The sequence below is a fragment of the Micromonospora matsumotoense genome (genome assembly GCF_900091525.1).
Lineage (GTDB): Bacteria > Actinomycetota > Actinomycetes > Mycobacteriales > Micromonosporaceae > Micromonospora > Micromonospora matsumotoensis.
The window spans coordinates 165657-178732 of sequence record NZ_FMCU01000001.1; the positions used below are offsets into that span (position 1 = coordinate 165657).

Here is a 13076-nt window from a genome sequence, read left to right on the forward strand (position 1 = left end):
ACCGGGGGCGGAGAGGCAGGTCGGCGGTCAGCCGGTGCGGATCACGGTGCAGATCATCGGGCCGTCCTCGGTGCCGCGCAGCAGGTAGCGGTAGCGTTCCCCGGGCACCGCCCGGCCCTGGCTGTCCAGGAACTCCCACCGCACGGCGACCATGGTCAGCAGCGCGGAGACCGGCTCGACCTCCTCGATCAGCGCGTGCGCCGCGACCAGCTGCCGCTGCTGGTAGTCGGGCGCGGCACCGACGAAGGAGAGCGCGACGGCGGCCATCGTGCTGAACGAGAAGCTGTACGTGTCGGCGACCACCAGCCCCGGCAGGGCGTAGCAGCCGGCGATGGCGGGCACGTCGCCGGTGGTGAGCGCCACCCCGTAACGGTCGAAGAAGTCGCTCAGCGTGTCCGGGTCGGTGGAAGCTCTCACGGCGTCACCAGTTGCCATCGACGACCGTCGGCAAACCTCACCGGGGCGGAATGTGCACCTCGATCTCCGCGCCGAGCCGTGCGTCACCGGCCAGGTCGAGGTCGTCGCCGCTCCAGAACCGGCCCGGGTCGTACCAGTTGGGCCGGCGGTCCTGCGGCAGCAACCCCATCGCCTCGTAGGTCACCGCCACCACCTCCGCGCAGTACGCGGTCTCCAGCGCGCGGTCCCCGGCCGGCCGGTCGGCCTGCTCGTCGTCCCGGTCCCGCCGGCCCGGCAGCGGCATGCGCAGCTGCGGGACCCGACCCCGGGCCCACCGCCAGGCCATCTGGGCCGTGGACGGGAACGGGGTGCCGTCGAGCCGGGCCACGGTCTGCAGCACCGCCTGCTCCATCGCCAGGTCGGCCGACGGTTCGAGCTGGCGCAGCCAGGCACGCTGGCCGTACCGGTTGGCCCAGACGCAGACCGCGTCGCGCAGGTCGTGCAGTTGCACACCACGCTGGTGGCTGCCGGTCCACATGTCCCGCAACGACCGCCCCAACTCGGCGTGCCACATCAGCGGCGGCATGTCGTCCAGCACCACCGCCATGCCGACGTGGTTGACGGGACTGTTGGTGGTGAACTGGATGGCCCGGTCCGGCACGCTGCGGCCCCGGAACACCCACACGTCACCGGTACGGCTCAGGTCGACGGCCTCGTCCAGGCTGATGCTCATGAGCGTCTACCCTAGGCCGATGCGGCAACGGATGCAGTGGTGGAAGGTCCTCGGGTTGGCCGGTCTCGCGGGTGTCGCCGCGACCGGGGTGGTCGTCGCCCGCGCCGAACGGCGGCGGCGCGCGTACACCCCGGAGGAGATCCGGGACCGGCTGCGCGAGCGGCACGCCCAGGCCGCGAAGCCCGGCGACGACCCGGCCTGACCGTCCCCCGCGACCGACCCGCACCGTCACGCCGGCCGGTCGCGGATCGACGCCGCGCCGTCGTCCACGGTGCCCCCGGCGGGGCGGTCGGGGGCACCGTGGGCGGTTAGGCTCCCCGACATGGATGGTGCGATCGCTCAGCAACCCTTCGTGTTGTCGCCGCCCGAGGCTCCGGTGGAGCGGCACGGCCGGGTCGACCTGCACCTGCCGGCCGGCGCCGGTCCGCATCCGGTGGTGGTGCTGGTGCACGGCGCCCCGCTTCCGCCGGGTGTCGAGGATCCCCGGGACTGGCTTCTCTACCGGGGCTACGGGGCGCTCCTCGCCGAGCAGGGCCTGGTCGGCGCCGTGCTCAGCTACCAGGTGACCGATCTGGCCGGGCTGCCCGCCACCGTCGACGACATCGCCGGCATGGTCGAGGCCGTCCGGGCCGATCCCCGGGTGGACGCGCAGCGGGTGGTGCTCTGGTTCTTCTCCGGCGGCGGCCTGCTGTCGGCGGACTGGCTGCGCGCGGCACCATCCTGGTTGCGCGGGGTCGCGCTGACCTACCCGCTGCTCGTTCCGCTGCCCGGCTGGGAGGTGGACCCACGGTTCCTGCCGATCGACGCCCTCGACGCCGGTGCGACGACGCCGGTGGTGCTGACCCGGGCCGGGCAGGACAGACTGCCCCAGGTGCTGACCGGCATCGCGGCGTTCCTCGACGCCGCGGCCCGGGTGGGTCGACCGGTGCGGCTGTTGGAGGTACCGGACGGGCAGCACGGCTTCGACATGCTGGACCACACCGCGCAGTCCCGCGAGGCCGTCCGGGCGGCCCGGGACGCGGTGGTCGACCTGATCCGCGCCGGCTGACCCCGGTCCGCCGCCGACCGCACCGGGTCCGCCGATCGACCTGATGTCCGGTTCATTCCGGAATTTTCGCACCGGACGAGCCGGTTCGTGCGCGGCGTCCCGTGGTCGGGGCCACCCCCACGACGGAATCGCTGCGGGGGTCGGGGCGTTGTATCTGGCATACCACCGCCACTCTCCCGCCCCCGGGAGACGGCCCCGGAACCCCGACCGTGGAATGCGGTCGCCACCGGGTGGGTTACACCCCCTCGGACGCCCGAGCAGGTCCCCCCGATCGCCGGGCGATCCCGTTGACTTCCCCCTTTACCCGGCGACGCCACCCTCCGGGCGTCCGTCGTACCCCCGACGCAGAGGAGCACGCCATCATGCGTACCGACATCCTGCGTAAGACCGCTCTGACCGCCGCCGGCCTCGCCTTCACCACCGGCGCCATCGCCGGCCCGCTGACCGCCGCCCACGCCGCCGAGGCCCACACCCGCACGCCCACCGCGTCGGTGCAGGCCGACCGCAAGCCGGCCGGCGGGCGCGAACTGAAGGTCGACTACGCCGCGCAGCCCAACTTCTACTACTGCGGCCCCGCCGCCACCCGCAACGCCCTGTCCGTGCAGGGCAAGAACATCGACGTAGACGCGATGGCCAAGGTGATGGGCACCACCGAGGACGGCACCAACAGCATCAACGACATCACCCCCGTGCTGAACAAGCAGACCGGCCGCAAGGCCTACGAGAGCACCGAGATCCGCAGCGCCAAGGCCGACGACAAGCAGACCGACGAGTTGCGTGCCGACATCGTCCGCACCGTGGACGACGGCCGGGCCGTGGTCGCCAACATCGCCGGCACCGCCACCGACACCGACGGCAACACCCACGCCTTCGAGGGCGGCCACTACATCAGCGTCATCGGCTACCGCGATGGTGGGAAGACCGTGACGATCGCCGACTCGGCCAACCCGGACACCGCGTCCTACCGGATCAGCGTGGACAACCTCGCCGACTGGATCGCCACCCGCGGCTACTCGTCCTGACCCCGAACACCGATCGGGCCGACCCCACCGGGGTCGGCCCGATCGTCGTCGGTACGGCCGGTTCCCGCGTCGGCTCGCCCGGCGACCGGCCGCGCGGTTCAGCGGTCGGTGCCGGCCCCGACCGACTCGGCCTCGTCGGTGGCGGTGGTCGACTCCAGCCGGCGGGCGCGGCGGCGCAGCCACCAGGTGCTGCCCAGCCCGGCGAGCACGGCCAGGACCAGGCCGGCCCAGGAGATGTCCTTGAGCCAGTGCTCGGCCGCCCGGCCCAGGCTGTAGAGCAGGTAGGTCGTGCCGAAGGCCCAGACCAGACCACCGGCCGCATTGGCCACCAGGAACCGGCGGTACGGCACGTGCAGCGCGCCGGCCAGCGGCCCGGCCAGGATGCGCAGCAGGGCGACGAACCGGCCGAAGAAGACCGCCCACACCCCGTGTCGGGCGAAGCTCTGCTCGGCGCGGGCTATCTGTGCGGGGCCCAGGTGTTTCGGGAAGCGCCGGCCCAGCCGGGCCAGCAGGGGACGTCCACCGCGCCGCCCCACCGCGTAGCCGACGGAGTCGCCGACGATCGCGCCGAACGCCGCCGCGGTGGCGACCCAGTGCGGCTCGACCACTCCGGTGGCGGCCAGCAACGCGGAGCTGACCAGCACGATCTCACCGGGCAGCGGGACGCCCATGCTCTCGACGCCGATCACTCCGCCGACGATCAGATAGACCACGACCGGCGGAAGCGCGGAGAGCCAGTGCTGCACGTCGATCACTACGCACCCCTTCCGACCCGACCTCGAACCATACCCGCGCCCCCGGCCGAGGGTGGGGCCCTCGCGACTCCGGTGGCCTACCGGTCGCCGTAGTGGCAGCGGCCGGCGAGGATCGCGCGGCGGTGCGGTTCACCGGGGCTGGAGCAGGCCACGGGCGGCCATGAAGGCGCGCAACGTCTCGGCATCCTCGGCGGACATCAACCGGCGCGGGATCACCGTGGCCGGCATCCGGCCGACGTACACGATCCAGAACTCGGGGGTGTCGCGCACCTGGGAGACCCCGTCCCAGGCGATGCCACCGGACTCCGAGCCGCTGCGCATCATGATGTTGTCGTCGGTGATGTCGTAGCCGCCCTCGACCGCATAGCTGCCGGAGCGGCGTCGGGCCCGCCACCGCACCCACGGGGCGTAGAGCATCGACAACAGGCCACCCACGAGGAGCACCAGCCACAGCGAGGAGATCCGGTCGCCCCAGGAGAACCCCCAGGAGACGGCGGTGCCGAGCGCCCCGACCGCCGCCAGCACCGCGCCGATGAGACCGAACCGGCGCAGCCGGACGCTGCTGAGCACCGCGGCGACCCGGGCCGGGTAGGCGGGATCGGCGGGTACGTCGAAACGGATGTGCACGGCCGAAACGATAGTGCGACGCGGTGCCAGACGGTCAGTCGAGGCAGAACTCGTTGCCCTCGACGTCCTGCATCACCAGGCACGACTCGTTGAAGCCGTCGGCGGTCAGCAGTCGTACCCGGGTCGCGCCGAGGTCGAGCAGTCGCGCGCACTCCGCCTCCAGGGCGGCCAGCCGCTGCTCACCGACCAGCCCGGTGCCGACCCGCACGTCGAGGTGCAGCCGGTTCTTGGCGACCTTGCCTTCGGGCACCCGCTGGAAGAACAGCCGCGGACCCACCCCCGTGGGGTCGACGCAGGCGAACGCGGAACCCTGCTGCTCGGGCGGCAGGGCACGATCGAACTCACCCCAGTCGGCGAACCCCGGCGGCGGCGGTGGCACGACGTAACCCAGCACCTCGCACCAGAAGCGGGCGACCCGCTCGGGCTGCGCGCAGTCGAAGGTCACCTGGAACTGCCGGACTGATGCCATCGGCCCACCATAGACGGCAGGTCCGACATGGTGGCCGACCGAGGACGATCAGCCGGCGGGTCCCCCGTCGGCCGGTGCGCAGTCGGTCAGGGGGGCGAGGAACTCCAGCCGGTTGCCGTGCGGGTCGGCGGTGTGGAAGCGGCGCAGCCCGGGCAGTTCGTCGTCACCCCAGGTGACCGGGTGGCCGGCGCGGGCCAACCGGTCGGCGAGCGCGTCGAGGTCGGGGCGCAGCAGCGCCGGGTGCGCCTTGCGGGCGGGCCGGAAGTCGACCTCGACGCCCAGGTGCAGTTCGGCGTCGTACCCGGTGAACCAGCAACCGCCGCGGGCGGCGAGGGCCGGCGGCTTGGGTTTCTCGGTCAGACCGAGAATGCCCACGTAGAAGGCCCGGGATGACTCCTCGGAGCCGGGCGGGCAGGCGAGCAGCACGTGATGGATCATCGAAACACCTCCTCGTCCCGAACCCTGGCACGAGGTTGCGCCAATAGCAAGACGGACGTACGGTTTTGTTGAAGCCGACGAATCGGCAGTAAGTGTTACCTAACCTGGGCGGCCTTCCGTCCGGTGCGACAGACTGCTCAGGACTACTCACGGTCGCTGGTGTGAAGGAGTACGACGTGGCGAGCCTCGACACCTTCGGTGCGAAGACCCAGCTACGCGTCGGAGACGCGAGCTACGACATTTTCCGGATCGATCAGGTGCCGGGGCACGACAGACTGCCCTACAGCTTGAAGATCCTGCTGGAGAACCTGCTGCGGACCGAGGACGGCGCGAACATCACCGCCGACCACATCTCCCAGCTCGGCGCGTGGGACCCCACCGCCGACCCCAGCGTGGAGATCCAGTTCACCCCGGCGCGGGTGCTGATGCAGGACTTCACCGGTGTGCCCTGCGTGGTCGACCTGGCCACCATGCGTGAGGCGGTCCGCGAGCTGGGCGGGGACGCCACCAAGGTCAACCCGCTGGCCCCGGCCGAGCTGGTCATCGACCACTCCGTCATCGCCGACCTGTTCGGCCGCGAGGACGCCTTCGCCCGCAACGTCGAGCTGGAGTACGAGCGCAACCGGGAGCGTTACCAGTTCCTGCGCTGGGGCCAGAGCGCGTTCAACGAGTTCAAGGTCGTCCCGCCGGGCACCGGCATCGTGCACCAGGTCAACATCGAGTACCTGGCTCGGACGATCATGGAGCGCAACGGCCATGCCTACCCGGACACCGTGGTCGGCACCGACTCGCACACCACCATGGTCAACGGCCTGGGCGTGCTGGGCTGGGGCGTCGGCGGCATCGAGGCCGAGGCCGCGATGCTCGGCCAGCCGGTCAGCATGCTGATCCCCCGGGTCGTCGGCTTCAAGCTGCACGGCGAGATGCCCGCCGGCACCACCGCCACCGACCTGGTGCTCACCATCACCGAGATGCTGCGCAAGCACGGCGTGGTCGGCAAGTTCGTCGAGTTCTACGGCCCCGGCGTCAGCGCCGTGCCGCTGGCCAACCGGGCCACCATCGGCAACATGTCCCCCGAGTACGGCTCCACCGTCGCGATCTTCCCGATCGACGCCGAGACCGTCCGCTACCTGGAGCTGACCGGCCGCGACGCGGCTCAGGTCGCGCTCGTCGAGGCGTACGCCAAGGAGCAGGGACTCTGGCACGACCCGGACCACGAGCCGGCGTACTCCGAGCGCCTGGAGCTGGACCTGGGCACCATCGAGCCGTCCCTGGCCGGGCCGAAGCGCCCGCAGGACCGGGTGCCGCTCGGGGTCGCCAAGACGCTGTTCCGCTCGGCGCTGACCGACTACGTCGCCGACGACTCCGCCGGTGAGCGCGACCTCAAGCCCGGCGTGGCCCGCGAGCAGCTGCCCCGGGGCGCGAACGGCCCGGCCGACGAGGCCAGCGCCGAGTCGTTCCCGGCCAGCGACCCGCCCGCCAACGACTTCAGCGACCCGGCCGACGAGCCGCGCGACCTGGAGACCGCCGCCGTGGGTGCCGGTGGCCGCGCCAGCAACCCGGTCCGGGTCACCGGCAGCGGCGGGGTGGAGTACGAGCTGGACCACGGCGCGGTGGTGATCGCCGCCATCACCTCCTGCACCAACACCTCCAACCCGCAGGTGATGATCGGTGCCGCGCTGCTGGCCCGCAACGCCGTCGACAAGGGCCTGAGCCGCAAGCCGTGGGTCAAGACCACGCTGGCGCCCGGCTCCAAGGTCGTCATGGACTACTACGAGCGCGCCGGCCTCACGCCCTACCTGGACAAGCTCGGCTTCAACCTGGTCGGCTACGGCTGCACCACCTGCATCGGCAACTCCGGCCCGCTGCCGGAGGAGGTCTCCGCCGCGGTCAACTCCGGCGACCTGGCCGTCGTGTCGGTGCTGTCCGGCAACCGGAACTTCGAGGGCCGGATCAACCCGGACGTCAAGATGAACTACCTGGCGTCCCCGCCGCTGGTGGTGGCGTACGCGCTGGCCGGCACGATGGACATCGACCTGGCCAACGAGCCGCTCGGCGAGGACACCGAGGGCAACCCGGTCTACCTGCGTGACATCTGGCCCAACAGTGCCGAGATCCAGGACGTCATCGCCAAGTCGATCGGCGCGACCGGCTTCAGCGCCGCCTACGCCGACGTGTTCGCCGGTGACGAGCGGTGGCAGTCGCTGCCCACCCCGACCGGCGACACGTTCGCCTGGGCCGACGACTCCACCTACGTGCGCAAGCCCCCGTACTTCGAGGGCATGCAGCAGGAGCCGAGCCCGGTCGTCGACATCGCCGACGCCCGGGTGCTGGCCAAGCTGGGAGACTCGGTCACCACCGACCACATCTCCCCGGCCGGCGCGATCAAGGCCGACTCCCCCGCCGGCAGCTACCTCGCCGAGCACGGCGTGCCGCGCCACGAGTTCAACTCGTACGGCTCCCGTCGGGGCAACCACGAGGTGATGATCCGGGGCACCTTCGCCAACATCCGGCTGCGTAACCAGTTGCGGCTCCCCGGCACCGGTTCCGATGCGGGAGCTGCGCTCCCTGAAGGCGGCTTCACGGTCAACCACCTCACCGGTGAGCAGACCTCCATCTACGACGCCTCCACCGCCTACCAGGCCGCCGGCGTCCCGCTGGTCATCCTGGCCGGCAAGGAGTACGGCTCCGGTTCGTCCCGCGACTGGGCCGCCAAGGGCACCATGCTGCTCGGCGTCCGGGCGGTCATCGCCGAGTCGTACGAGCGGATCCACCGGTCCAACCTGATCGGCATGGGCGTGCTGCCGTTGCAGTTCCCGGTGGACACCACCGCCGAGTCGCTCGGCCTCACCGGCACGGAGACCTTCTCCATCACCGGCGTGACCGCGCTCAACGACGGCGACACCCCACGTACGGTGCGGGTCAGCACCGACACCGGGGTGGAGTTCGACGCGGTGGTCCGGATCGACACCCCCGGTGAGGCGGACTACTACCGGCACGGCGGCATCCTCCAGTACGTGCTGCGCCGGATGATCGCCAGCTGACGCACCCGCGTACGAAACGGGCCCCCTCCGGTGCGGAGGGGGCCCGTTCCCGTCGACGGGACGTCGCGTCGGGTCGCGACCGTGGTCAGCGGCCGCCGGCCGCGCGTCGCCGGGAGTCCCGGGTCTTCATGGCGTGCTCCAGCAGGGTGATCAGCACATTGCGGCCGGACTCCCGCTGCCGGGCGTCGCAGAGCAGCAGCGGCACGTCCGGGTCCAGGTCCAACGCGGTGCGCACCTCGTCGAGGCCGAAGCGTCGGGCACCCTCGAAACAGTTCACCGCCACCACGAACGGCGTGCCCCGCCCCTCGAAGTAGTCGATGGAGGGGAAGCAGTCGGCCAGCCGCCGGGTGTCCGCCAGCACCACCGCGCCGAGCGCCCCGACCGCCAGCTCGTCCCACAGGAACCAGAAGCGGTCCTGGCCGGGGGTGCCGAAGACATAGAGCACCAGGTCGTTGCTGATGGTGATCCGGCCGAAGTCCATCGCCACCGTGGTGGTGTTCTTGCGCTCCACCCCGGACAGGTCGTCGACCCCGATGCCGGTCTCGGTCAGCACCTCCTCGGTACGCAGCGGACGGCTCTCGCTCACCGCACCGACCAGGGTCGTCTTGCCGGCCCCGAAACCGCCCGCCACCAGAACCTTGAGCGCGGTGGGGAGCACCCGCGCCCCCGCCGGACGTTCAGAGTGCCCGTAGTCCATTGATCACCGCCTCGTAGATGCTCTCGTCGTTGGCGCCGGCCGGCTCCCGGGGTTCCTGTACCCGGACCAGGTCCCGCGCCACCAGGTCACCGAGGAGCACCCGTACGGTGCCCACCGGCAGGTCCAGTCGGGCGGCGACCTCGGCCACCGACTGCATGCGCTGGGTCAGCGCCACTATCGCCACGTGCTCGGGCCCCAGCCCGGCTTCCTCGACCGCGTTCGTCCGGGTCGCCGTGACCAGCGAGATCAGGTCGAACGAGCCGGTCACCGGGCGGGCCCTGCCCCGGGTGACCGCGTACGGGCGGACCACCGGGCCCGCGTGGTCGTCGACCCACTGTTCGTCGGCGGGGTCGTCCTCACCGGCCATCGCGGTCAGCTCCCACCGGACGGCTGGTCGACACCCCGGGCCGGGGACGCCACGTACTTGCCCACCCGGGCGACCAGCATCGCCATCTCGTACGCGATCAGGCCGACGTCGGCGTCGGTGCCGGCCAGCACCGCCAGGCACGCGTTCGGCCCGGCCGCGGTGACGAACAGGAACGAGGACTCCATCTCGATGATGGTCTGCTGGACCTGCCCGCCGCCGAACCGTTTGCCGGCACCCCGGGCCAGGCTCTGGATGCCGGCGGCCATCGCGGCGAGGTGTTCCCCGTCGTCGCGGCCCATCCCGTCGGACGCGGCCATCAGCAGGCCGTCGGTGGAGAGCGCGACGGCGTGCTCGGCCTGCTTCACCCGGCCGACCAGATCGTCCAACAACCACGTCAGGTCGGCACCGGATGCCGTCGTCTGCCCCACTCGTCGTCCTCTTCCCCGGCGGTTCCGCCGTGTTCGGTTGCCGTGACACTGGTCGGCGTCGCATCCGTCGCGACGCCGTCAGGTGGCCGGGCTGTCTGCGTCGTCCGACCCGTCACCGGTGCGGGTCCCCTCCTGCAGTCGGGCCGCGTCGGTCCGGCCGCGTCGGGTGCCCGACTGGTAGGCGCTCATCATCTGGCGCACCTGCTCGGGCGCGCGCCGCACCGGAACACCGACCCCGGTCTCCCCACCGGTCGGGGAGGCCCGCAGCTCGGGTGCCAGATTTGCCTGTCGCACCCGCACCGGCAGGCCCGCGTCGGTCACCGGCCCTTCCACAGTAGGCGACGGCGGGCCGGCGTCGCCGTCCACCGTCCGCCCCTCCCGGGTCACCGCAACGGCCGGCGTGGAGGGTCGGGCGACGGTCACCGGCAGGCCGGTCGGTACGGTCGGCGCGTGCAGCGCGTCCTGCGCCTCCTGCGCCGGGGGACGCCTGCGGGACCGGGCCGGCAGGCCGGCCGGGGTCACCGTGTCCGACGGCGGTGCGGCCCTCGGGGCCGGGGGCGGCGCGGCGTCGGTCGCCGGTGGCGCCGCGGCGGCGGCCCGGCTGTCCGCGACGACCGGCAGCGCGCCGGACGGGCTCGGGTCGCCTGGCACGACCAGCTCCGACGGGATCAGCACCACGGCGGTCGTCCCACCGTAGGCGGACTCCTTGAGCTGCACCTTCACCCCGTGCCGCTCGGTCAGCCGACTCACCACGTACAGCCCGAGCCGGGCGGCGTCGGCCAGGTTCAGCTCGGACCGGTCCACGATGCGACGGTTGGCGGCGACCAGCTCCTCCCCGGTCAGGCCCAGGCCACGGTCCTCGATCTCGATGGCGAACCCGGCGGTCACCAGGTGGCCCCGCACCTCGACGGTGGTGTGCGGCGGTGAGAAGGACAGTCCGTTCTCGATCAGTTCGGCGAGCAGGTGGATCACGTCGCCGACCGCCCGGCCGGCGAGCGCGACCGGGCCGAGCGGCAGCACGTCCACCCGGGTGTAGTCCTCGACCTCGGCGACCGCGCCGCGCACCACGTCCACCATCGGCACGTTGCGCCGCCAGGCCCGGCCCGGGGTTGCCCCGGAGAGCACGATCAGGTTCTCCGCGTTGCGACGCATCCGGGTGGCCAGGTGGTCGACCCGGAACAGGTCCTCCAGCTCCTCGGCGTCGTGTTCCCGCCGCTCCATCGCGTCGAGCAGGGTGAGCTGACGGTGCACCAGCGCCTGGGTCCGCCGGGCCAGGCTGAGGAACACCCCCCGGACGTTACGGCGCAGCTCGGCCTGCTCCACCGCCGTGCGTACGGCGGTCTCCTGGACGGCGTTGAAGGCCCGTCCCAGCTGGCCGATCTCGTCGTCGCCGAAGTCCAGCGGTGGGGCCTCCCGGGCCACGTCGACGTCCTCGCCGTGGCCGAGCCGGTCCACCACGCCGGGCAGCCGTTCGTGGGCCAGTCGCAGCGCGGCGTCCCGCAACCGGGCCAACTGGTGGACCAGGTGCCGGGCGGTGCTGATCGACACCACGATCGAGGCGATCACGGCGATCAGGCCGAGACCGGCGGCGAGCACCAGCCGGACGATGACGCCCACCGCGACCGGGGTGGCCCGGTCGATGAGCGCGTCGCCGACGCTCACCCCGAAGTCCACCTGGGCCTGCATCGCCGGGCCGATGGTCGACTGCCACTCCTCGGCGGTCAACGGCAGGGTGGTCGCCGACCGGGACTGCTGGATCACCCGGTCCTCCAGCACCCGGAACCGGGCCACCGCGTCCGAGCCGGCGAGCTGGTCGTACCGGATCCGGTCGGCCGGTGACAGCTCGGCGACCGCCTCCGCCGTCTGGTAGCGCTGGGCGCCGACCAGTTGGGTGAACCGGGCGTACTCGTCGCCGGTCATCCGGCCCGCCGCGAGCACGCCGGTGATCAGGGCGTCCTGTTGGGAGATCAGCTCCCGCACCTGGTAGAGGTCGACCAGGGTTTCACTCGCCGCGGCGATCTGGGTGTCGTCGAGCTGGCCGAGCGAGCCGTACATCCGCAGCACCGAGGCGAGGATCGCGGCGTAGGTGGTGGACGCCTCGGCCCGGTTCAGCCCGGCGTCCCGCACCGACTGCCGGATGCCGGTCAGACCACTCAGGCCGGCCAGCACCTCGTCCACCCGACGCCGGGTGTCCTCGCCGGTGGCCAGTTCGGCCTGCCAACTACCCACCGACGTGCCGAATTCGTCCGCCACCTGGTCGGTGCGCTGCCACTGGGTGGTCAACGCGTCGAGTTGCCGCTGGCCCCGCTCGCCCAGGTAGGCGTTGGCGAGCCGGCGCTCCTCCTGGAGGGCGGTGAGCAGCGACTCCCCCGGGTCGGCCACCCGGCTGTTGAGGGTCTGTACCCAGAGCAGGTTGAAGCCGTCACGGACGGTCACCCAGGCGGCGAAGGACCAGAGCGCGACGAGGGAGGTGAGCAGGGCGATGATTTTGGTACGCAGACGCGTACTGCCGGAACCCATCACACCGCCCCCGGGCCGGACCGTGGCCACCGGACGCCCGACGCGTCACGGCACACCTGAACCCGGCGCACGCTAGCAGTCGGCAGCACCATCGCTCAAGCCATGCTGATCATGGAGGCGGGACCGGTGCCGCAGGTCCGGGGGCGATTGTGACCACCATGGATGGTGCCGGTGCGGCAGCCGCGACACCCACCCGGTGCGGGTCGCGGCCGGCCGACGCCGGGCCGGCCGGTCCGAACGCGGGCGCGGGCGATCCTCCTGTGCCAGGCTCAGGGGCATGGACGACAAGACCATCCTGCACCGGATCACGGAACTGGTCGACGAGGAGCACCGGCTCCGGTCGACGGCCCAGGCCCACGAATCCGGCACCGACGACGAGGCCAAGGAACAACTGCGCGCGCTGGAGGAGTCCCTGGACCAGTGCTGGGACCTGCTGCGTCGCCGTCGGGCGGCCCGGGAGGCCCACGGCGACCCGGAGGCACAGGGTGCCCGACCGGTGTCGGAGGTCGAGCGCTACCTCCAGTGACGCCCC

The 13076-nt window shown here is 72.1% G+C and carries 15 protein-coding genes; 5 read left to right on the forward strand and 10 right to left on the reverse strand.

All coding sequences use genetic code 11. The annotated features are described in order from the left end of the window. Nucleotides 1–27: 27 nt before the first annotated feature. Both GA0070216_RS00660 and GA0070216_RS00665 read right to left on the reverse strand, forming a co-directional pair. Complete coding sequence (locus GA0070216_RS00660) at nt 28–417, reverse strand: hypothetical protein (protein ID WP_091237291.1); 390 nt, start codon at nt 415–417, stop codon at nt 28–30. 37 nt (nt 418–454) lie between these two features. Beyond that, nucleotides 455–1129, reverse strand: a complete 675-nt coding sequence (locus tag GA0070216_RS00665) for a hypothetical protein (protein ID WP_091237292.1) — start codon at nt 1127–1129, stop codon at nt 455–457. Between GA0070216_RS00665 and GA0070216_RS00670 the strand changes: the two genes are divergently transcribed. The 3 genes from GA0070216_RS00670 (at nt 1128) to GA0070216_RS00680 (ending at nt 3199) form a co-directional block, all read left to right on the forward strand. Then, on the forward strand, nt 1128–1331 hold the full coding sequence (locus GA0070216_RS00670) for a hypothetical protein (protein ID WP_176738771.1): 204 nt from the start codon (nt 1128–1130) through the stop codon (nt 1329–1331). The genes GA0070216_RS00665 and GA0070216_RS00670 overlap by 2 nt on opposite strands. A 120-nt stretch (nt 1332–1451) precedes the next feature. Continuing rightward, entirely contained in the window at nt 1452–2177 is a 726-nt protein-coding gene (locus tag GA0070216_RS00675; protein WP_091237294.1) for an alpha/beta hydrolase, read from the forward strand. Between the two features lie 362 nt (nt 2178–2539). Further along, entirely contained in the window at nt 2540–3199 is a 660-nt protein-coding gene (locus GA0070216_RS00680) for a C39 family peptidase (protein ID WP_091237295.1), read from the forward strand. Between the two features lie 98 nt (nt 3200–3297). Here GA0070216_RS00680 and GA0070216_RS00685 read toward each other — a convergent pair whose 3' ends face one another. The 4 genes from GA0070216_RS00685 to GA0070216_RS00700 all read right to left on the reverse strand — a co-directional run bounded on the left by GA0070216_RS00685 (nt 3298) and on the right by GA0070216_RS00700 (nt 5488). After that, a complete protein-coding gene (locus tag GA0070216_RS00685; protein WP_091237296.1) occupies nt 3298–3954 on the reverse strand; it encodes a DedA family protein in 657 nt (218 codons plus the stop codon). Between the two features lie 129 nt (nt 3955–4083). Next, a complete protein-coding gene (locus tag GA0070216_RS00690; RefSeq protein ID WP_091237297.1) occupies nt 4084–4581 on the reverse strand; it encodes a YcxB family protein in 498 nt (165 codons plus the stop codon). A 34-nt stretch (nt 4582–4615) separates the two neighbouring features. Further along, nucleotides 4616–5050 (reverse strand): VOC family protein, encoded by a 435-nt coding sequence (locus GA0070216_RS00695; protein ID WP_091237298.1) that lies wholly within the window; start codon nt 5048–5050, stop codon nt 4616–4618. Between the two features lie 48 nt (nt 5051–5098). After that, complete coding sequence (locus GA0070216_RS00700; RefSeq protein ID WP_091237299.1) at nt 5099–5488, reverse strand: VOC family protein; 390 nt, start codon at nt 5486–5488, stop codon at nt 5099–5101. A 161-nt stretch (nt 5489–5649) separates the two neighbouring features. Here GA0070216_RS00700 and GA0070216_RS00705 point away from each other — a divergent pair, with 161 nt between their 5' ends. Beyond that, nucleotides 5650–8532: an aconitate hydratase gene (locus tag GA0070216_RS00705; protein ID WP_091237300.1), complete on the forward strand. Its 2883-nt coding sequence runs from the start codon at nt 5650–5652 to the stop codon at nt 8530–8532. An 85-nt stretch (nt 8533–8617) separates the two neighbouring features. On the opposite strand, the gene GA0070216_RS00710 is transcribed toward GA0070216_RS00705, so the two are convergent. The 4 genes from GA0070216_RS00710 to GA0070216_RS00725 form a co-directional block, all read right to left on the reverse strand. Then, on the reverse strand, nt 8618–9229 hold the full coding sequence (locus tag GA0070216_RS00710) for a GTP-binding protein (protein WP_091237301.1): 612 nt from the start codon (nt 9227–9229) through the stop codon (nt 8618–8620). Beyond that, on the reverse strand, nt 9210–9596 hold the full coding sequence (locus GA0070216_RS00715; protein ID WP_091237302.1) for a DUF742 domain-containing protein: 387 nt from the start codon (nt 9594–9596) through the stop codon (nt 9210–9212). Before GA0070216_RS00715 ends, GA0070216_RS00710 begins: the two co-directional genes overlap by 20 nt. Nucleotides 9597–9601: 5 nt before the next feature. Next, complete coding sequence (locus GA0070216_RS00720; protein WP_091237303.1) at nt 9602–10024, reverse strand: roadblock/LC7 domain-containing protein; 423 nt, start codon at nt 10022–10024, stop codon at nt 9602–9604. A 78-nt stretch (nt 10025–10102) separates the two neighbouring features. Further along, the gene (locus tag GA0070216_RS00725) at nt 10103–12544 is read right to left on the reverse strand and encodes a nitrate- and nitrite sensing domain-containing protein (protein WP_091238763.1); all 2442 of its coding nucleotides are present in this window, start codon (nt 12542–12544) and stop codon (nt 10103–10105) included. A 277-nt stretch (nt 12545–12821) separates the two neighbouring features. Here GA0070216_RS00725 and GA0070216_RS00730 point away from each other — a divergent pair, with 277 nt between their 5' ends. Continuing rightward, a complete protein-coding gene (locus GA0070216_RS00730; RefSeq protein WP_091237304.1) occupies nt 12822–13070 on the forward strand; it encodes a DUF2630 family protein in 249 nt (82 codons plus the stop codon). Nucleotides 13071–13076 lie beyond the last annotated feature (6 nt).

Excerpts from the sequence above, each read along its gene's own strand:
- GA0070216_RS00670 (WP_176738771.1), top strand. The coding sequence starts at position 1,128 with ATGAGCGTCTACCCTAGGCCGATGCGGCAACGGATGCAGTGGTGGAAG.
- GA0070216_RS00665 (WP_091237292.1), bottom strand. The coding sequence starts at position 1,129 with ATGAGCATCAGCCTGGACGAGGCCGTCGACCTGAGCCGTACCGGTGAC.
- GA0070216_RS00675 (WP_091237294.1), top strand. The coding sequence starts at position 1,452 with ATGGATGGTGCGATCGCTCAGCAACCCTTCGTGTTGTCGCCGCCCGAG.
- GA0070216_RS00680 (WP_091237295.1), top strand. The coding sequence starts at position 2,540 with ATGCGTACCGACATCCTGCGTAAGACCGCTCTGACCGCCGCCGGCCTC.
- GA0070216_RS00695 (WP_091237298.1), bottom strand. The coding sequence starts at position 5,050 with ATGGCATCAGTCCGGCAGTTCCAGGTGACCTTCGACTGCGCGCAGCCC.
- GA0070216_RS00700 (WP_091237299.1), bottom strand. The coding sequence starts at position 5,488 with ATGATCCATCACGTGCTGCTCGCCTGCCCGCCCGGCTCCGAGGAGTCA.
- GA0070216_RS00710 (WP_091237301.1), bottom strand. The coding sequence starts at position 9,229 with ATGGACTACGGGCACTCTGAACGTCCGGCGGGGGCGCGGGTGCTCCCC.
- GA0070216_RS00715 (WP_091237302.1), bottom strand. The coding sequence starts at position 9,596 with ATGGCCGGTGAGGACGACCCCGCCGACGAACAGTGGGTCGACGACCAC.
- GA0070216_RS00725 (WP_091238763.1), bottom strand. The coding sequence starts at position 12,544 with ATGGGTTCCGGCAGTACGCGTCTGCGTACCAAAATCATCGCCCTGCTC.
- GA0070216_RS00730 (WP_091237304.1), top strand. The coding sequence starts at position 12,822 with ATGGACGACAAGACCATCCTGCACCGGATCACGGAACTGGTCGACGAG.